Below are 17,637 nucleotides of genomic sequence, written 5' to 3' on the forward strand. Positions count from 1 at the left end.
CATCAACGTCTGCGTCACCATGCGCGGCCTCTTGGTGCATACCTTCAGCCGCATCTACTTCGACGACGAAGCCGCCGCCAACAGCCAGGACGCGGTGCTGGCCAGCGTACCGGCCGAACGCCGCGCCACGCTGATCGCCCAGCGCGAAAGCACCGGCGCCGGCGTGGTCTACCGCTTTGACATCCACATGCAGGACAGCGCGCACGGCAAGGAAACGGTTTTCTTTGACCTGTGAAAGGCCGGTTTCGACCTGTTTTCCTGGCGTTTCAGGCCGTTGGCCCTTACGGAATAGGTGCTTGCAGCTATTGAATTGATAGCAATGTAGATTCCAGCTTGCTGGTTTGGGCTGCGCTATCCTCTGCAGATGGCTATTCCCGACTACCAATCCTGCATGCTTCCGTTTCTGCGTTTTCTTGGCGACGGCGGCGACCACACCTTGCGTGAGGTTGAAGAGGCCCTTGGAGAACACTTCCATCTGACGCCCGCCGAGCGGGCGGAACTGCTGCCAAGCGGGCAGCAGGGCATCTTCAGGAACAGGGTTGGCTGGGCACGTACCTATCTGAAAAAAGCGGGTCTCGTTGAAGCTCCCAAACGAGGTGTCTTCAAAATTTCAGAGAGAGGACTAAAAACTCTCGCATCCAATCCGATCAAGATCGACGGAAAGTATCTGGAGCAGTTTCCTGAATTTCTGGAGTTCAGGGATTTGTCCAAGGCGCCGAACGAGATGGTTGCCGTTACTGCTGCGGCAGTGGCAGCGGAGGCCGCGACCACCACTCCGGAGGAAGCTATTGAGCTGGCATATCAGGGATTGCGGGAGCAACTGGCGCAGGAACTTCTCTCGAAAATCCTCAGTTGTTCGCCCACTTTCTTTGAGCAACTCGTTGTTGAGCTGCTCGTGAAAATGGGTTACGGCGGCTCGCGTCGTGACGCGGGAGAACGAATTGGTCAAACAGGGGACGGCGGCATTGACGGCATCATCAAGGAAGACCGTCTGGGCCTGGATGCCATCTTTATCCAGGCTAAACGCTGGCAAGGCTCGGTCGGCCGGCCCGAGATTCAGAAGTTTGTCGGCGCGCTACAGGGGCAGCGTGCGCGCAAAGGTGTATTCATTACTACCTCGACATATACAGCCGATGCGGTTGACTACGCATCCCGAATCGATACCAAGGTGGTCCTGATTGATGGCAAACACCTTTCGGCCCTCATGATCGATTTCGACGTGGGGGTATCGGCGTCCGCGTCTTATGTGGTCAAGCGTGTCGATTCTGATTATTTTGAGGAAGTTTGAGCCGTTGTAAGTGCAGGACTTTGTTGCCGAGCGGTAACCCGATGTTCGGGTGCCGCCACCAGTTGCCTTGTGCCCCCCTCCGTCCTACCATTGCACTTGTGGTTCCCGGCTGCACTGCTCGTCGCCCGGGGGCCGCGGACTGGCGCGCGGGCTTGCGCGCTCTGGACGAGCCGAAAGGACAGGCCATGAACACCATGGAAATAGCCCGGCAGCTGGTGGCGCTGTGCCGGCAGGGCAAGAACGAGGAAGCGCTGCAAACTCTGTTCGCGCCGGACGTGGTCAGCGTCGAAGCGGTGCCAATGCCTGACGGGCAGCAGGAGGCCAAGGGCATGGCGGCGGTCAAGGCCAAGGGCGAATGGTGGTTTGCCAACCACGAGATCCATTCGGCGTCGGTGACCGGCCCGTGGCCGCATGGTGACCGCTTTGTGGTGGGCTTCCAGTTCGACGTGACCAACAAGCCTACGGGCAAGCGGATGACGATGGACGAGGTCGGCCTTTATACGGTCCGTGACGGAAAGATCGTTCGCGAGGAGTTTTTCTACGACGTCGGGATGTAGCCGGCAATTTTCGCCCAATATGTTGGTGTTTTTGGCCTCTAGCCCATGTAAGACGTGCGCTTGCAGCTATTTAATTGATAGCAATTTGCGGCCGGAGCGGCCGAGCGGAAATCTCTTCACAGGGAGGCGGCCATGTTCAAAGCCTTGATGAACCGCAGCGCCGGCGTCGCCCAGGCGGGGCTGATCGCGCTGCTGCTGGCCGGCGCGGCCGGCAGCGCCAGTGCCGAGAGCGAGTGGCTGGCGATTTGCAGCCAATGCGTCAGCCCGACGATTTTTGCCAAATCGGGCATAGGCACGGCCAACGCCAGGGCCGAGGCCCGCATCACGCGGGCCGACGTCCAGAGTTGGTGCGCCAGCTGGCAGCCCGACGACAAAAGCTGCGTCCGGCAGCAGCTGGCCGCCGAAGACCTGACGAGAGTCTACCGGGCCACGGCCAATTGCCAGGCTGGCCGCATCACGCCGATCGATGGCAAAAGCTACACCCTGGCCGGCGTCTGGGACGGCAGCGACATCGGCCGGGGCCGCAGCAAGTGGCGCGATGCGGCGGGCCGGATGGTGGGGCGCGACAACGCCAGCGGTGGGCTGGGCATTTCGCAGCAGTGGGAGCTGCTGTGCCCCGGCGCCGGGCGCGGCGGCAATGCGGCCCAGGCCAACCCCCGCAGCGTTGTGGGCCGGCCGCTGGCCAGTGCCGCGCCGCTGGCTGGCCAGCGCGTGCCGGCCGCCGAGTTTGCGGTCGGCCAGGCGGTGCAGGTTCGCTATGGCCGCGAATGGGTCAGGGCGCGCGTCAACCAGGTGACCCAGCGCGTCGGGCCGCGCGGCCCGGAGGTGGCCTATGACGTGAGCCTGGAAAACGGCAAGCGCGGCATCGTGCCCTCGCGCATGCTGCGGCCGTCCTAGCGCGACCAGGCACGCGCATCAGCCGATCAGCCGCCAGCAGCCCGATGCGCACCCACCTGTCCCCGCGGCCCGGGTAGTGCGCCCGGTTCACCCAGTGTGGGCAAGGCTTCCTGTTTGTCGCTGGGGGCCTGACGCACATGGCTGCAATGGCCGGCAGGGTGTGGGGATCACTTGGGCTGCCGCACAAGCAGCTGGCGACAATTGCGACAGTTGCCTTGCAACGGCAACTCCCGGTTGCAAAAGATGCCTTGCACTGGCTTGTTGCCACAAAGCTTAGCGCCTATAACCGAACCCTCGGCCAGGTTCCCGCTGCGGAACGGCTATCAAGACGGGGGTTTTTATGAGCAACCGACATCGCCTCTGGCGGCAGGCTAGCGTCGCCGTTTCATTGTGTGTCTGGGCCGGCATGGCATGGGCACAGACAGCACCGCCATCCACCGCGCCACTGCCACCGGCGGGCCGTCTGCTGGCCTCCAACTGCTTCCAGTGCCATGGCACGAACGGCAACCCGATGGTGGCCGGCTTTGACCGGCTGGCCGGCAAGTCCTCGGGCGACCTCTTTAAAGAGCTCAAGGAACTGCAGAACAAGACCGATCCCAACGAGATCATGAAGGTGCATGCCCTGGGCTACACCGACGCGCAGTTGCGGTTGATCGCCGATTATTTTTCGCGCCAGCCGCGCTAGCCCCGACAACCTTGCATCGGAGAAAATCATGAACCAGCGAAGAGAATTTCTGGGCGCCCTGGCGGCGGCCGGCTTGGGTCTGACGCTGCCCGGCTGTGGTGGTGGTGGTGGCAGCAGTGGGGATGGCACGGTGGTGCTGCATTCGGAAATCAGCCGGTTGCCGGTGGTGCCCGATACCGGCGCCAACGGCTCGATTGGCCGGGTGGTGGTGGTCGGCGGCGGCATGTCGGGCGCGGCCATGGCCAAGTATTTGCGGCTCTGGGGCGGTACCGGCGTCAACGTCACGCTGGTTGAGCGCGAGCGCAGCTACACCACCAATATCAGCAGCAACCTGGTGCTCAATGGCTCGCGCCAGATTTCGAATCTGGTGTTCCAGTACGACCGGCTCAGGGCCTATGGTGTTGATGTGCGCACCGGCGACGTCACGGGCATCACGCCCAGCTCCACGGGTGGCAGCATCCGTGTGGGAAGCGCCAGCCTGCCCTACGACCGGCTGGTGCTGGCGCCTGGCATTGACTTTGACGTCATCCCCGGCCTGGAAAGCCAGGCCGCGCAGGACCGCGTGCCCCACGCCTGGAAGGCCGGCGTGCAAACCACCACGCTGCGGGATCAGTTGCGCGCGATGCGCGCTGGTGGCACCTTCATCATCGGCATTCCGCCCACGCCGTTTCGCGCCGCGACCGCGCCTTATGAGCGGGCCTGCATCGTCGCCGACTTCTTCAGGAGTCGCAATCCCAGCGCGAAAATTATCGTGCTCGATGCCAATGCGAACTTCGCGGGCGGCGCCGCCACCTTCGGCGCGGCGTTCAGTGGCCGGTTTGCGGGCATCATCACCCGCATCCCCAGCGCGCTGGTTACCGCCATCGATGCGTCCGTGACCCCCATCCGGGTGGCGGCGAGCGTCACGAGCAGCACCGGTGTGGTGTCGCAAGAAGTGTTCCTTGGCGACGTCGTCAACGCGATTCCGCGGCAAAAGGCCGGAGCCATCGTGACCGGTACCGGCCTGAATCTGACGGCGGGCGGCCGCTTCGCCCCCGTGAACGTGCTGAGCTATGAATCCACGCAGGTGCCGGGCATCCATGTGGTGGGCGATTCCTGTAGCGCCGTGGTGGGCGACCCCTTGGGCGCCGTGCGGCTGCCCAAGGCCGGCCACATGGGCAACCAGCAGGGCAAGATTGGCGCCGACGCCATCGTGCGCCTGCTGCAGAGGCAGCCGCTGGATCCATCACCCGCCACCGCCACGGTCGGCTTCTCGCCGATCACGGCCGACACCGCTTCCTGGTTCACGACGGTGTATCAGGCGCAGACAAACCCAGGCGCCCCATTCACCATGGTGGCTAGCCGGGTCGGTGAGGCGGCCAACCCGACCGGCGACAACTTCGAGAACCTGTTCAAGTGGTTTGGTGAGCTGCATGCCGATACCCTGGCTTGAGCCGGTGCTTGGGGTTGGACTTGACGCCGCCCCAGTCGCTGGCCCAGCCGGGTTGCTGCTTATGAATAAGTGATAGCTGCATGCGCCCGTCCTGTAAGGGCTAAAGCGCTGGAAGTGCTTGCGGCTTGGCGCAGCCGTTGTTTCGTCCTATTATTTGCTTCCCGGGATTGATTAAGCCCAAGCCGCTTGATTGCGGGTGCGTCTGGCGGGCGACGGCAGCGACGGCAGGGAAGTGGGTCTGCCACGGTCTTGTCGCGGATCAGCAAGAGATGCCCTAAGGCACAGATGAGGGGGAATAACAAGAATGCCTGACTCATTGGATACCGCGCGTGCTCCGCATGAAACCCGATTCCTCTGGGTCAACCTGACGCGGGAAGCGCACACCGCGCTCGGTGAGAGCGTTTGCGGCGCATTTGATGTCCGTTGCGTGCGCGGGCCGACGCAGATTCCCGCCGCCATCCAGGTCCACGCCCCGCCCTTTTTGTGTTTCGAGTATGACGAGCCGGACGCGCCAGGCATGGCCGCCCTGGCCCGCACCCGGCGCGAGCACCCGGGCCTGCCCGTTCTCATGATCACCGGCTGCCATTCCGAGGCCGTGGCGCTGTGGGCGCTGCGCATCCGGGTCTGGGACCTGCTGGTCAAGCCGGTGTCAAACCGGCAGCTGAGCGAGTGCATCGGCGCGCTGATCGAGCTGACGCGCCGTAGCGGGCCGGGGCCTGCGCACGAAACCCTGTTTTCGTTAAACGGCACCGGAGCCCCGGCCGCCCTGAATGGTCAGGGCCGGTCGGCAAAGACCTATCCGGCCATCCTGCATGTGGCAACCCATTTCGACCGCAGGATCGCGCTGGATGATGTCGCTGCCCTGTGCCGGCTCAGCCCCTCGCAGTTCTGCCGCGTCTTCCGGCAGGAGCAGGGCCTGAGCTTTGCCCAGCATCTGCTGCACTACCGGCTGGAGCGGGCATGCGAAGGCCTGGCCGAGCCGGGCGCGCTGGCCAAGGAAGTGGCTTACTCGGTCGGCTTCAACGACCTCTCGTATTTCACCCGGGCCTTCAAGCGCCAGACCGGCGTCTGCCCGAGCGACTACCAGGCGGGCGCAAGATTGTCTTAACGAATAGCCGGATTGTCCTAACGGACCTGGCCGCACCGGCGCTAGGATTCGCAGGGCAGCAGCGCGGCAGGCGTGCGTCCTGTCACATCCCGCCGCGCGCCTCCCGAACCGCCTGGTCAGGGTCCGGGCGGGCAGCTTTTCCTGCGGTTTATGACCAGACCTTCCCCCAACATCCCCAAATACACCCCCAAACACAAGGAGAACGCGATGGATAGACGCCTAGCTTCTACCGGTCTGCTATTGGCCGCCGCATCCTTTGGACTCGCCCCGGTGCGCGCATGGGCCCAGGACGGGCACGGCCCCGACCACGATCGCGACAACGGCGAAGCCCGTTTGAGCGTGACGGTCTCGTTCGGCGCGGGGCTCAACACCGCGCAGCCGGGAAATTCCGCCAACCACCACATACTGCCGGGCCTGATCAAGGTGCGCAAGGGCGGCGTCGTGAACTTCGTGGTTGCCGGCTTCCACCAGCCCGTCGTCTATTTCCCGGGGGTCACGCCGGCCAGCATCGCCTTGCCGCCGGCGACCTCGCTCTTCATTAATTTCGACTTGCCGCATGCCTACTATGTGGGCCTGGCCCCGGCTGGCGGCCCGCCTCCGGGAACGCCAGCGACCGCGAACCCGTCGAACGCGGGGAACCGGGTCGAATCGGTGTCGTTCGCGGAGGCCGGAGACTACCTGGTGATCTGCAACGTGCGGCCGCACTTTGTCGACGGCATGCACGCCATCATCAGGGTGCGCTGAGGCCGGGGATCGCCGCGACGGCGATCACACACCTCGACCCCGAAGCTCAAGAGGTTCAAGAAGACCCAAAATTTAAAGGGAGGCATCATGGTGGATCCCGTCCTCAGTACCATCGGCGTGATCGGAGAAGGCGTCAAGGCAGCGGCGGCCGCCATCCCCTTCGTCGCGAAAATTTTCGAGAGTTTCAAGAAGCAGGAGAGTGGCAGCATGTCGGTCGTGCTGGCCGTCGGCTACTACTACAACTTTCTCGACCCTGTTTTTGGCGAGATCGCACGCGGCGAGCTGGAGTTGTTTGCCTCGAAGGCGGACAAGGCGCCGCGCAGGTTCGCGCCAGAAAATGTCAGCGTGCAGATCATCGTTCCGTCCCGGTTGCAGGTGGACGCTTTTTTACGCTGCGAAGCAGAATACGACGCGCTGCACAAAGGGCAGATCTATCTGCAATCGAACAAGCGGTTTTTCGGCATTAACTACGAATTGAAGGAATTGCCGGCTGGCGACCAGTTGACGATTGTCGATCTGGCGCGGCCCATCATGTCAGTCAAACGCTTTTATGAGGATTTCCTCAAGCAGGATACCTCTGACGACAGCAACGAAAAGTGGCGCAAGTTCCAGCTGGCCGAAATCGCCGCTTTCAAGCAAACCGTTCTCAAGCTGCAACAACGGGGTTACGGCGGGCCGGTGAACAAGCTCGATTTCAGGGACCGGGGTTGATGCCGCGAGCGCGAACAGCGAATCGAAGTTTCCCAAATCCCATTCAACCGAAAAGGTACCGCCCCACCCTTATCGCCTACAACGTAGACACCTCAATGCATGCCTGTCCCAAGTCGAACAAGGCTTTTTCGATCATTGCTTGGTGGTCTAGAAGAACTTTTAGGGTCGTGGTCCGTGACTGATTTTTGATCTTGAGCCAAATCACTTTCGGCGGCTGACCCCAGACCAGGGATAGTTCTTCAAAGTCGGCATCGCGCGTGACGATCACGAAGCCTTGCGCTTTCGCGGTGTTCCACACCACCACGTCCGAGGCCGACTCAAGACCCAGCAGCGAGACATGGGAACTACCGGGGTAGTCATTCAAGAGAAACGGAACCAGCCGTCGGGACAGGTTCTCGTCGAGTAGTAGCTTCACTAAACCGCCAGCGAATAAACCTTGTGCTCGCGGTCGGCAGCAAAGGCCAGCACCGCCAGAATATCTTCTGTTTCCAGCTCAGGAAAGTCCTGCAAAATTTCCTCCTGCGTCATGCCACTGGACAGCATGGACAACACGTCGTAAACCGAAATACGCAAGCCGCGGATGCATGGCCGCCCGCCACGTTTCCCGGGTTCCAGGGTGATTCTGTTCATGTTGATTTCCTTGCGATAACGATAAGTCAACCAGAAAATATTGTGCACCAGTTTTCCGGTCGCAGCCTTCGACCGTCGAAAGTCCAATGCCTTGCCGCTCAATGCGCCGCGGCCGCCGCATCCGAACAGATAAATGGTGGCCCATGCCTGGCCCCCGGCGGGCGCAGGATTGTCTTAACGATTAGCCGGATTGTCCTAACGGTCCTGCTGGGGCAAGGGCTAGCATTTCCTGTTGATTTGCGGGTGGCCGGATTGGGTTTTTGAAACAGCCCGCTGCTGCCCGTCCGGGCCTAGGCCGCAGGCCCGGGGCGGGGCGTTTGATGGATGTGTCCAGGTGTTATCGCAAGAGCTGGCCCCGCTGGCTCCAACCCTCAAGGAGACTGCTGTGAAACGATTGTGCAAAAAGCTGCTCGCCGCGACGCTGCTCGCCGCGAGCGCCATCACCGTGCAGGCATCAAGCCACCGGGAGGCGCTGGCGGTGCTGAACGAGCCCTGCGCCGACAACACCGACACCTATGCCTGGGTGTCTGACCGCTCGCACGACAAGCTCTACCTGATCATGAACTTCAACCCGCTGCACGAGCCGGGTCAGGGCAACCAGGGCCTGCGGGCCTGCAACGGCTACCGCTACGAGTTCCATATCGGCATCGGCACCAGCCTCAAGTCGCGGCTGATCTACCGGGTCGAGTTCAGGAACACGCTGACGCCGGAGGCGGCGCCCAGCGCCGCGGATCCGCTGGGTGGCGGCAACGAGCTGCTCTGGCAACTGACCGGCGGCACCGAGACCCTGAAGGTCAGCCGGATCGCGCGTCCGGACGACCGGGACCGGGATGACGATGATGATGACCGGCAAGTCACGGTCCTCGGCACGGATATCCCGGTGCTGCCGAACAACCACGGCCCGCAAACCGACCGGCTGGTGTACGGTCTGGGCGCCTTTGCCGGTTACGACTCGGGGAATCCCACCAGCCGGGAAGTCGGCCTGTACGACCAGCCGTTTGTCGATACCTTCATCCGCACGCTGGCCAACGGCGGGCGGGTCATCGCCGGCCAGTTCGACGACCCCTACCAGCTCGATGAGAAGGGCATCTTCGACCTGGTCAACCTGAACCGCGACGATCTTGGCGGAATTCCGGGCGCGCGCCGGCCACCCGGCGAGGACGTGTTCACCGGCTTCAACGTTTTCTCGATTGCCCTCGAAGTGCCGATGGCCGACATCTTCCCGCACGGCATCCCGCACAACGGCGTGCTCGACGTGAACTCAACCAACAGCCTGCTGCGCGTGCATTCGAGGATCAAGCGGCAGGAAACGCAGACCGTCGACGCCACCAACATCATCACCGGCCTGCGCGGTTCCGGCCGCTTCGTGCAGGTCGGCCGCAATGGGCTGCCGCTGTTCAATGCCGGCCTGGTCGGCACGCAGCGCCAGACCCGCTACCTACGCAGCAGTCCGCTCCATGACGTGAGCAACTTTGGCGCGGACATCCTGTTCCCGGTGCTGGTGCGGGACGCCGAAGCGCTCGGCATCTACCGCGCCCTGGGCGTGCCCGCGGCCACGGTGACCGCGCTCAAGGGTCCCCGCCTCGACATCATCACGGCCATCAACCTGGGCCGGCCAATCCCGGTCGCCGACGGCTCCACCGGTGATGTCATCACGCTCGACGCCGCCGTCGACTCGAGCTTTCCGAATGGAAGGCGGCTGGGCGGTGGTACGGCACCGAACCGGCACCAGGTCAATGTCAACACGGTGCTGATCAGCCTGATCGTCGCCGGCAACCCGGCCGCCGGCTTGGCCAAGGGCACCGAGGTCAACGACAAGGATTTTCTGCCGCGGTTCCCGTTCCTGGCGCCCGCGCACCAGGGCCTGCTGCAGGGGCACGGCGGCATCAATGTGCCGACGGTGCCCAACATCCCGCTGCCCTGACACGCCACGCGCGAGGTCGAACCGTCCCCGCTGCGGCGGGCCGCTCGACTTCGCTCCCGAATCTGCAAACCCTGGCATCTGAACTGCCCGGGCCAGCGCATCCGACTTAAGATCGGCTTTTGGATCGGTATGGGGCAATCATCATGTGGCCATCGCTGCGCGCGTTTATGTTTCGTCGTGTGAAGGGACTGATGGCGCTGACGATGGCCTTGAGCGGCGCGCCGCCGCTTCTCGCCCACGATGTGTGGATCGAGCCCAGCAGCTATTTGCCGGCGCCTGGCCAACTGGTCGGCGTGCGCCTGCGCGTCGGCCAGGACCTGGTGGGCGATCCGATTCCGCGCATTCCGGCGCTGGTCAATCAGTTCGTGGTCGAGGATGCGGGCGGGCGCAGGCCGGTCGTCGGCCGGCCGGACGCCGATCCTGCCGGGCTCCTGCGCGTGGCCAGGCCCGGCCTGCACATCGTCGGCTATTTCAGTCACCCGAGCCGCATTGAGCTGCCGGCCGACAAGTTCAATGCCTACCTGGTGGCGGAAGGGCTGGATGCGGTCACCGCCCAGCGGGCGCGGCGCAACGAAACCGGCGCCAGCGCGCGCGAGCTTTATTCCCGCTGCGCCAAAAGCCTGCTGCTGGTGGGGCCGCCGGGCCAGGCGCAGGGCGATCGGGCCCTTGGATTTCCGCTGGAACTGGTCGCCGAACGCAACCCCTACACCCTGGGCGCGGGGCAGGATTTTCCGGTTCGCCTGAGCTACCAGGGCCAGCCGCTCGCGGGCGCGCTGGTCGTTGCCATGAACAGCCTGAACCCTGACGCGAAGCAGGCGGTGCGCACTGACGCCAAAGGCCGCGTGCGGTTGCGGCTGCGCCCGGGCGGGATGTGGCTGGTCAAGGCCGTCCATATGGTTGCGGCGCCTGCCGGCGCCGACGCCGAGTGGGAGAGCTTCTGGGCCTCGCTCACCTTCGAAACGCCGGCCGGGAACGCCGCGCTGGATTAAATGGCGCCGGCGGCAGCCCGAGCGGGCACTTGAATCGCGCCAAGGCTTGGGGTATCGTGCAAGCTCACAACAACCCGGCAAACCCTTGCTCAAGGAGACCACCATGCACCCACGTCTGAAACTCGCCCTTCTGGCCTCGGCCGTCGTTCTGGGCGCCTGCGCGCCCATGGCGTCGACCTCGCAGAGCCCGATGAGTTTTTTTGTGACCAGCGCCAACCCGGGCAAAGGCGCTGATTTGGGGGGTCTCGCTGGCGCCGATGCCTATTGCCAGCGGCTGGCCACGGCGGTCAACGCCGGCAACAAGAACTGGCGCGCCTACCTCAGCACCACCGCCAGCGGCACCGGCCCGGCCGTCAACGCGCGTGACCGTATCGGCCGCGGCCCGTGGCAGAACGCCAAGGGCATGGTGGTGGCCAGCAGCGTGGACGACCTGCACAGCGCCAACAACAAGCTCAGCAAACAGAGCGCGCTGACCGAAAAAGGCGAGGGCATCAGTGGCCGCGGCGACGCGGTCAACATGCACGACATCCTGACCGGCTCCACCGCCGACGGCCGTATCGACACCTCGGCGCCGGACACCACCTGCGGCAACTGGACCAAGAGCGGCGAAGGCTCGGCCATCGTCGGTCACCATGACCGCACCGGCCTGGACGAATCGGCACCGGCCAAGTCCTGGAACGCCTCGCACGCCTCGCGGGGCTGCGGCATGGACGCGCTCAAGGGGACCGGCGGCGCGGGGCTGCTTTACTGCTTTGCCGCCAACTGACGCCGGGGTGCCGGGGTGCGCAGTTTGCTATATAAATCATAGCTATAGACGCACGTTTTGCCTGGGCTGCAGCCCTGTTTTGCTCCCAAACGAGGTCGAACGGGGGCGGGCGGGCGGCGTCAGCTGCGAAAACGCCGGCGCGTCAGCGCCAGCGCCACCCAGTAGGCCAGCACGGTGTAGGCCGCCAGCACCAGGCCGTGCCGCAGCGGCGCCTGCGGCCACTGGTCCATGAACAGCGGGCGGACGATTTCCACCGCGTTGGTCAGCGGCAGCCAGTCGGAAATGATGCGCACCACGGTGGGCAGCTGTTCGCGCGGAAAAAACACGCCGCTCAAAAACATCATGGGCGTCAGCACCAGCGTGAAGTAGTAGGTGAAAAAATCGTAGCCCTTGGCCAGCGCGTTGAAGATCAGCGCGATGCACGAAAACATCATGCCGACCAGCAGCAAGATCGGCCAGGCCAGCAGCAGCTTGGGGCTGTGGCTGATGCCCAGCGCCAGCATCACGCCCAGAATCGCCGTCACGGTGAACAGCGCCTTGAACGCCGCCCACAGCATCTCGGCCAGCAGCACGCTGTCCAGGCTGACCGGCGCGTTCATGATGCCGTCCCAGGTTTTTTGCACATGCATGCGTGAAAAGGCCGAATACAGCGCTTCGAACGACGCCGCATTCATCGCGCTCATGCAGATCGAGCCGCTGGCCAGAAACAGGATGTTGGGCACCTTCGCGGCGCCGCCCGCGGCCGCCGCGCCGACGCTGACCTCGCCGACCAGCGCGCCCATGCCGTAGCCAAAGGCCACCAGCCACATCAGCGGCTCGGCAATGTTGCCGACCAGGCTGGGGATGGCCAGCTTGCGCCAGACCAGCAGGTTGCGCATGAACACCGGCCACCAGCGCGTTGAAAGATCGGGCCAACGCCAAATCGATGGAGCCCCCACGCTCGTCACTGCGTGTGCCTGCGGCGTTGCGCTGCCCCTTGCACCGTAAGCAGGGGCTGTGCTTGCTTGGGGCGGCCCTGCGCGGCGCACGCTCGCATCTGCATCGGAGGCGTCGTTGGTCGCGGACTCATGCTCTGCCATCACGCATCCTCCCTGATCTGCCGGCCCGTCAGTTTGAGAAACAGGTCTTCCAGATTGGCCGGGCGGTGCAGCGTGCGCAACTCATGGTGCGAGGCCAGCCGCGCCAGCAGCGCTCGCGCGTCCTGGGTGTAGAAAAACACGGTTTCACCGCTGACCTCCACGCGCGCGGCCAGCGCCCGCAGCCCCGCATGCTCGGCGGATTGCGCCAGCGCCAGCGCCCCCACGCCATAGACCTCGACCACGTCGGGCTCCAGGTGCTCGGCAATCAGCGCCTTGGGTTTTCCTTCGGCAATTTTTTTACCGTGGTCCAGCACCAGCAGGCGCGAGCACAGGCGCTCGGCCTCGTCCATGAAGTGGGTCGTCAGCAAAATCGACTTGCCCTGCTGCAGCAGCAGTTGCAGCCGCTCCCACATCAGGTGCCGCGCCTGCGGATCGAGTCCGGTGGTGGGTTCGTCGAGCAGCAGCAGCTGCGGGTCATTGACCAGCGCCCGCGCCAGGCTCAGGCGCCGCTTCATGCCGCCCGACAGCTCGCCCGGCTTGCTGCCGGCCTTGTGCGACAGCGAGGCAAATTCCAGCAGCCCCGGCACGCGGGCGCGCACCTGGGCCGCCGTCATGCCGAAATAGCGGCCATAGACCTGCAGGTTTTCGGCGCAGCTGAAGTCCGGGTCCAGTGTGTCGAACTGGGTCACCACGCCGAGCTTGGCCTTGATCGCCAGCGCGTCTTCCGGCATGCGCAGCCCGCTCTCCTGACCGTTCGCCTCGCCGTTCAGGTGAAACGAGATGCGGCCGGCATCGGGCACCGTCAGCCCCAGGCACATGCGTATGGTGGTGGTCTTGCCCGCGCCATTGGGGCCGATCACGCCCAGGCATTCGCCGGGGGCAATCTCGAAAGACAGGTCATTGACCACCCTGGCGCTGCCATAGTGTTTGCTCAGGCCTTGAACGTGGACGAGGGGAGGGCGCATGCGGCTATTGTTGCCTGATTGCGGCAAGCTCAGGCATCGTCGCCGTAGTCATGGTCGGGGTGGTTGACCACGCCCAGCTTCCAGTAGCCCCGGCCAACGATCTGGCCGCGGCTGACGCCCAGCTCGTCAACCAGCAGTTGCCGGATGCGGCGCATGGCGGCGGCCTCGCAGGCCAGGTAAATTTTGGTCTCGGGCGCAATGGCCGGCAGGCTGCGTAAGGCCTTTTCCAGCGGCAGGCCGGCGGCGCGGTGGTCAGCGCCGCGTGCCAGCCACTGCAGCGTCAGCGCGGCCGGGCTGTGCAGCGGGCGCTCCTCGGCGGCGCTGATGACTTCGAGCAGCAGCTGCACGCGGGCGCTGGCGGGCAGGGCGGCCAGAATGGTTTCGACCGCCGGCAAGGCGCTGTCATCGGCCAGCAGCAGGTGCTGCGTGGCACTGGCATCGACCGGGTAGCCGGGGCCTGGCCCCATCAGGTACAGCACTTGGCCGATTTGCGCCTGTGCCGCCCAGCCGGAGGCCGGACCTTCGCCGTGCAGCACAAAATCAACATCGACTTCGAGCACATCGGGCCGCACCGCCAGCGGCGTGTAGGTGCGCATGGACACCGCGCGCGGGCCCTCGGGCAGGGGCCGGGTGGGTTCACGCTGGCCGGGCTCGGGGAAAATCAGCTTGAGGTAGCTGGCCGGCGCCGTCGGCTCGAAACCCTGAAGTTCGGCGCCGGTCAGCGTGATGCGCCGCATCGCCGGGCTCAGGACTTCAATGCGGCTGACTTCGACCCGGCGCGGCGGCCGGCGCTTGCGGGCGGGTGCCGGGCTGGCGCCATCAATGGCAGCCGCTTTGGCGGGGGTGGGTGGCGGGTTGCTCACGGGTCGCTCCAGTCACGGGTTTGGCAAATGCCAGTCATTGTTATCGAAGGCGCGCAGGCCCGCCGTCTGTAGGGGCAAGGGCTGGCCCGCGCCGGGTGAAGTAAAGTGTTTCTTTCGGCGCTTTAGGCGCTTTTGGCTGCGTCAACCCCAATCCACAACCTTCCTGCACCACCATGACCACCTTCGGCACGCCTTTAACTCCCCATGCAACCAAAGTCATGCTGCTCGGCTCGGGCGAGCTGGGCAAGGAGGTGCTGATTGCGCTGCAGCGCCTGGGCGTGGAAACCACGGCGGTGGACCGCTATGACAATGCGCCCGGCCAGCAGGTGGCGCACCATGCGCGCACCATCACCATGAGCGACCCGGCGCAGCTTAAAAGCCTGATTGAACAGGAAAGGCCGCAGCTGGTGGTGCCCGAAATCGAGGCGATTGCCACCGCCGTGCTGGAACAACTCGAAGCCGCCGGAACGGTGCGCGTGATCCCCACGGCCAGAGCGGCGCGCCTGACCATGGACCGCGAGGGCATACGCCGCCTGGCCGCCGAAACGCTGGGCCTGCCGACCAGCCCCTATGTGTTTTGCGATTCGCTGGCCGAGTTGCAGGCCGCCGTCGATTCAACAATCGGCTACCCCTGCATCGTCAAGCCGGTGATGAGCTCGTCGGGCAAGGGCCAGAGCAAAATCGCCGGCCCGGCCGATGTGAAAACCGCCTGGGACTACGCCATGGCCGGTGGCCGCGTCAGCCACGGCCGCGTCATCGTTGAGGGCTTCATCGACTTTGACTACGAGATCACCCAGCTCACGGTGCGCGCCGTGGGGGCAGACGGCAGCATCGAAACCCATTTTTGCGAGCCCATCGGCCACATCCAGGTCAGTGGCGACTATGTGGAAAGCTGGCAGCCGCATCCGATGCGCCAGGCCGCGCTGCAAAAGAGTCGCGACATTGCCAAAGCCGTGACGGACAACCTGGGCGGCCAGGGAGTTTTTGGCGTGGAGCTGTTTGTCAAGGGCGACGAGGTCTGGTTCAGCGAGGTCAGCCCGCGCCCGCACGACACCGGCATGGTGACGATGTGCAGCCAGGTGCAAACCCAGTTCGAACTGCACGCGCGCGCCATTTTGGGCCTGCCGGTCAATACCGCACTCAAAAGCCCCGGCGCCAGTGCCGTGATCTACGGCGGCGTCGATGCCCGGGGCATTGTGTTTGACGGCGTGGCCGAGGCGCTGCGCGTACCCAACAGCGACATCCGCCTGTTTGGCAAGCCCGAGAGTTTTGTCAAGCGCCGCATGGGCGTGGCGCTGGCCTTTGCCGCCGATGTCGAGCTGGCGCGCCGCCATGCGAAGCAGGCGGCGGCGCTGGTCAAACCGCGCGTGGCCACCTGAGCGGCCCCGGCGCCATGACGCAACGCGATCTGCTCGGCCTGCTCGACGATTCATCGTGGCAGGTGCTGGTGGCGGCGCTGCTGGCGGTGGCGCTGGGGCTGCTGCTGCACCGGGTCAGCGCGGCGCTGATCTGGCGCGTGACGCGCGGCATGCCGATTGCCAGTGCGGTGGCGCGCCGCTGCTGGCGACCCACCCGCTTCGTGCTGCCGCTGCTGGCGCTGCAGGCGGTGTGGCAGGCCGCGCCCGACAAGCTGGCGCTGATCGCCCTGGTGCGCCATGGCAATGCCTTGCTGCTGCTGGCTACCCTGACCTGGCTGGCACAGCGCGCCGTCAACGGCGTGGCGCAGGGCATCACGGCGCAGCACTCGGTGACAGTCGAGGACAACCTCAATGCGCGCCGCATCCACACCCAGACCCGGCTGCTGGCGCGCACCGTCAGCTTCATGGTGCTGATGGCCGGGCTGTCGCTGATGCTGATGACGTTTCCGGCGGCGCGCCAGGTCGGCACCAGCCTGCTGGCCTCGGCCGGGGTGATCGGCATTGTGGCCGGGATTGCGGCGCGGCCGGTGTTCAGCAACCTGATTGCCGGCCTGCAGATCGCGCTGGCGCAGCCGATCCGGCTTGACGACGTGCTGATCGTGCAGGGCGAGTGGGGCCGGGTCGAGGAAATCACCGGCACCTATGTGGTGCTGAAAATCTGGGACGAGCGGCGCCTGATTGTGCCGCTGCAGTGGTTTATTGAAAACCCGTTCCAGAACTGGACCCGCAGCAGCGCACAGATCACCGGCACGGTGTTTTTGTGGGTGGACTACCGCATGCCACTGCAGCCGCTGCGCGAGGCGGCGCGCCGGGCCTGCGAAGCCGCGCCCGAATGGGACCGGCGCCTGTGCCTGCTGCAACTGGTGGAGGCGGGCGAGCGCAGCATGCAGCTGCGGCTGCTGGTGACCTCGGCCAGCGCCAGCCTGAACTGGGACTTGCGCTGCAGGGTGCGCGAGGCGCTGGTGGATTTCATGCAGCGCGAGTATCCGCAGCACCTGCCGCTGCTGCGGGCCGAACTGGCCGGGGCCATGCCACCCGCGCCGCCAGCGCCCGGCTGAAGTCCTCAGGCCGGTGCCTGGCCGGCGGGTTGGCTGCCGTGGGCCACGCAGTGCATGAAGGCATGGCTGTCGATCAGCGCAAAGCGGTCCGCATCGGGCAACTGGTAGTGCCACCATTCACGGGGGTGGTGCACAAAACCGGCCTCCAGCATGATGCTGAGCAGGCGCATGCGGTTAAGCTGAATCGCCACCGGGTGCGCGGCGTGAAAGTGGTGCGAGGCCGGCGTCATGGTGTCTACCGGCGTGCCCATGTCCAGCACCTGCCCGTCGGCGCCCATCAGCGTCACATCCAGCGCCACGCCGCGCGTGTGGTTGGAGCCTTGGGCCGGGTCGGCCACATAGTCGGGGTCGGGCGCCACCGCCCACAGGGCTTGCTGCGCTTCCTGCGGCCGGAAGGCATCGAGAATCTTGAGCCGCAGGCCCAGGCCCCGGGCCGCCACGCTGGCCCGGCGCAGGCCGGCCTCGGCCTGCGGATGCAAAAAACACAGCGGGTGCTCGTAAATCATCTGCCCGGTGAAGTTGT

19 protein-coding genes and 1 pseudogene are annotated in these 17,637 nt (G+C 65.0%); 14 read left to right on the plus strand and 6 right to left on the minus strand.

Going from position 1 to position 17,637, the window contains the following annotated elements; translation table 11 throughout:
• The 9 genes and pseudogenes from RMO23_RS12365 to RMO23_RS12405 form a co-directional block, all read left to right on the plus strand.
• Positions 1-235 (plus strand): annotated as a pseudogene (locus tag RMO23_RS12365) (protocatechuate 3,4-dioxygenase subunit alpha); the annotation flags it as partial.
• Positions 236-364: 129 nt separating this feature from the next.
• On the plus strand, positions 365-1,288 hold the full coding sequence (locus tag RMO23_RS12370) for a restriction endonuclease (protein WP_309681901.1): 924 nt from the start codon (positions 365-367) through the stop codon (positions 1,286-1,288).
• Positions 1,289-1,473: 185 nt separating this feature from the next.
• The gene (locus tag RMO23_RS12375; protein ID WP_309681903.1) at positions 1,474-1,845 is read left to right on the plus strand and encodes a nuclear transport factor 2 family protein; all 372 of its coding nucleotides are present in this window, start codon (positions 1,474-1,476) and stop codon (positions 1,843-1,845) included.
• A gap of 132 nt (positions 1,846-1,977) precedes the next feature.
• The gene (locus tag RMO23_RS12380) at positions 1,978-2,742 is read left to right on the plus strand and encodes a hypothetical protein (RefSeq protein WP_309681905.1); all 765 of its coding nucleotides are present in this window, start codon (positions 1,978-1,980) and stop codon (positions 2,740-2,742) included.
• Between the two features lie 406 nt (positions 2,743-3,148).
• Positions 3,149-3,427 carry a c-type cytochrome gene (locus RMO23_RS12385; RefSeq protein WP_309681907.1) on the plus strand — a complete coding sequence of 93 codons (279 nt, stop codon included), beginning with the start codon at positions 3,149-3,151 and terminating at the stop codon, positions 3,425-3,427.
• Positions 3,428-3,455: 28 nt separating this feature from the next.
• On the plus strand, positions 3,456-4,859 hold the full coding sequence (locus RMO23_RS12390) for an FAD/NAD(P)-binding oxidoreductase (RefSeq protein ID WP_309681909.1): 1,404 nt from the start codon (positions 3,456-3,458) through the stop codon (positions 4,857-4,859).
• Positions 4,860-5,163: 304 nt separating this feature from the next.
• Positions 5,164-5,967, plus strand: coding sequence for a response regulator transcription factor (locus tag RMO23_RS12395; RefSeq protein WP_309681911.1), 804 nt, complete (start codon positions 5,164-5,166; stop codon positions 5,965-5,967).
• A 207-nt stretch (positions 5,968-6,174) separates the two neighbouring features.
• Complete coding sequence (locus tag RMO23_RS12400; protein ID WP_309681913.1) at positions 6,175-6,711, plus strand: hypothetical protein; 537 nt, start codon at positions 6,175-6,177, stop codon at positions 6,709-6,711.
• A gap of 87 nt (positions 6,712-6,798) precedes the next feature.
• A complete protein-coding gene (locus RMO23_RS12405) occupies positions 6,799-7,422 on the plus strand; it encodes an STING domain-containing protein (RefSeq protein WP_309681915.1) in 624 nt (207 codons plus the stop codon).
• Positions 7,423-7,498: 76 nt separating this feature from the next.
• On the opposite strand, the gene RMO23_RS12410 is transcribed toward RMO23_RS12405, so the two are convergent.
• Positions 7,499-7,837, minus strand: a complete 339-nt coding sequence (locus RMO23_RS12410) for a DUF5615 family PIN-like protein (protein ID WP_309681917.1) — start codon at positions 7,835-7,837, stop codon at positions 7,499-7,501.
• Positions 7,837-8,052 (minus strand): DUF433 domain-containing protein, encoded by a 216-nt coding sequence (locus RMO23_RS12415; RefSeq protein ID WP_309681919.1) that lies wholly within the window; start codon positions 8,050-8,052, stop codon positions 7,837-7,839. Before RMO23_RS12415 ends, RMO23_RS12410 begins: the two co-directional genes overlap by 1 nt.
• Before the next feature lie 385 nt (positions 8,053-8,437).
• Here RMO23_RS12415 and RMO23_RS12420 point away from each other — a divergent pair, with 385 nt between their 5' ends.
• The 3 genes from RMO23_RS12420 (at position 8,438) to RMO23_RS12430 (ending at position 11,731) form a co-directional block, all read left to right on the plus strand.
• Entirely contained in the window at positions 8,438-9,976 is a 1,539-nt protein-coding gene (locus tag RMO23_RS12420; protein WP_309681920.1) for a DUF4331 family protein, read from the plus strand.
• 191 nt (positions 9,977-10,167) lie between these two features.
• Positions 10,168-10,965 carry a DUF4198 domain-containing protein gene (locus RMO23_RS12425; protein ID WP_309681922.1) on the plus strand — a complete coding sequence of 266 codons (798 nt, stop codon included), beginning with the start codon at positions 10,168-10,170 and terminating at the stop codon, positions 10,963-10,965.
• A 103-nt stretch (positions 10,966-11,068) separates the two neighbouring features.
• Positions 11,069-11,731: a hypothetical protein gene (locus tag RMO23_RS12430; RefSeq protein WP_309681924.1), complete on the plus strand. Its 663-nt coding sequence runs from the start codon at positions 11,069-11,071 to the stop codon at positions 11,729-11,731.
• A gap of 119 nt (positions 11,732-11,850) precedes the next feature.
• Here RMO23_RS12430 and RMO23_RS12435 read toward each other — a convergent pair whose 3' ends face one another.
• The 3 genes from RMO23_RS12435 to RMO23_RS12445 form a co-directional block, all read right to left on the minus strand.
• On the minus strand, positions 11,851-12,609 hold the full coding sequence (locus tag RMO23_RS12435; RefSeq protein ID WP_309681926.1) for an ABC transporter permease: 759 nt from the start codon (positions 12,607-12,609) through the stop codon (positions 11,851-11,853).
• Positions 12,610-12,809: 200 nt separating this feature from the next.
• A complete protein-coding gene (locus RMO23_RS12440) occupies positions 12,810-13,775 on the minus strand; it encodes an ATP-binding cassette domain-containing protein (protein WP_309681928.1) in 966 nt (321 codons plus the stop codon).
• 29 nt (positions 13,776-13,804) lie between these two features.
• Positions 13,805-14,638, minus strand: coding sequence for a siderophore-interacting protein (locus RMO23_RS12445; protein WP_309681930.1), 834 nt, complete (start codon positions 14,636-14,638; stop codon positions 13,805-13,807).
• 173 nt (positions 14,639-14,811) lie between these two features.
• On the opposite strand from RMO23_RS12445, the gene purT reads away from it, so the two are divergent.
• On the plus strand, positions 14,812-16,017 hold the full coding sequence (gene purT / locus RMO23_RS12450; RefSeq protein ID WP_309681932.1) for a formate-dependent phosphoribosylglycinamide formyltransferase: 1,206 nt from the start codon (positions 14,812-14,814) through the stop codon (positions 16,015-16,017).
• Positions 16,018-16,031: 14 nt separating this feature from the next.
• Positions 16,032-17,114, plus strand: a complete 1,083-nt coding sequence (locus tag RMO23_RS12455; RefSeq protein ID WP_309681934.1) for a mechanosensitive ion channel domain-containing protein — start codon at positions 16,032-16,034, stop codon at positions 17,112-17,114.
• A 5-nt stretch (positions 17,115-17,119) separates the two neighbouring features.
• Here the strand turns inward: RMO23_RS12455 and ddpX are convergent.
• A partial coding sequence (gene ddpX, locus RMO23_RS12460; RefSeq protein WP_309681936.1) for a D-alanyl-D-alanine dipeptidase occupies positions 17,120-17,637 on the minus strand: 518 nt, incomplete at its 5' end.

Source organism: Polaromonas sp. (assembly GCF_031411155.1).
Classification (GTDB): Bacteria; Pseudomonadota; Gammaproteobacteria; order Burkholderiales; family Burkholderiaceae_C; genus Polaromonas.

Coding starts and splice junctions, on each gene's coding strand:
- RMO23_RS12370 (WP_309681901.1), top strand. CDS start 365: ATGGCTATTCCCGACTACCAATCCTGCATGCTTCCGTTTCTGCGTTTT.
- RMO23_RS12430 (WP_309681924.1), top strand. CDS start 11,069: ATGCACCCACGTCTGAAACTCGCCCTTCTGGCCTCGGCCGTCGTTCTG.
- RMO23_RS12405 (WP_309681915.1), top strand. CDS start 6,799: ATGGTGGATCCCGTCCTCAGTACCATCGGCGTGATCGGAGAAGGCGTC.
- RMO23_RS12390 (WP_309681909.1), top strand. CDS start 3,456: ATGAACCAGCGAAGAGAATTTCTGGGCGCCCTGGCGGCGGCCGGCTTG.
- purT (WP_309681932.1), top strand. CDS start 14,812: ATGACCACCTTCGGCACGCCTTTAACTCCCCATGCAACCAAAGTCATG.
- RMO23_RS12380 (WP_309681905.1), top strand. CDS start 1,978: ATGTTCAAAGCCTTGATGAACCGCAGCGCCGGCGTCGCCCAGGCGGGG.
- RMO23_RS12400 (WP_309681913.1), top strand. CDS start 6,175: ATGGATAGACGCCTAGCTTCTACCGGTCTGCTATTGGCCGCCGCATCC.
- RMO23_RS12395 (WP_309681911.1), top strand. CDS start 5,164: ATGCCTGACTCATTGGATACCGCGCGTGCTCCGCATGAAACCCGATTC.
- RMO23_RS12425 (WP_309681922.1), top strand. CDS start 10,168: ATGGCGCTGACGATGGCCTTGAGCGGCGCGCCGCCGCTTCTCGCCCAC.
- RMO23_RS12385 (WP_309681907.1), top strand. CDS start 3,149: ATGGCATGGGCACAGACAGCACCGCCATCCACCGCGCCACTGCCACCG.
- RMO23_RS12440 (WP_309681928.1), bottom strand. CDS start 13,775: ATGCGCCCTCCCCTCGTCCACGTTCAAGGCCTGAGCAAACACTATGGC.
- RMO23_RS12415 (WP_309681919.1), bottom strand. CDS start 8,052: ATGAACAGAATCACCCTGGAACCCGGGAAACGTGGCGGGCGGCCATGC.
- RMO23_RS12375 (WP_309681903.1), top strand. CDS start 1,474: ATGAACACCATGGAAATAGCCCGGCAGCTGGTGGCGCTGTGCCGGCAG.
- RMO23_RS12455 (WP_309681934.1), top strand. CDS start 16,032: ATGACGCAACGCGATCTGCTCGGCCTGCTCGACGATTCATCGTGGCAG.
- RMO23_RS12435 (WP_309681926.1), bottom strand. CDS start 12,609: ATGCGCAACCTGCTGGTCTGGCGCAAGCTGGCCATCCCCAGCCTGGTC.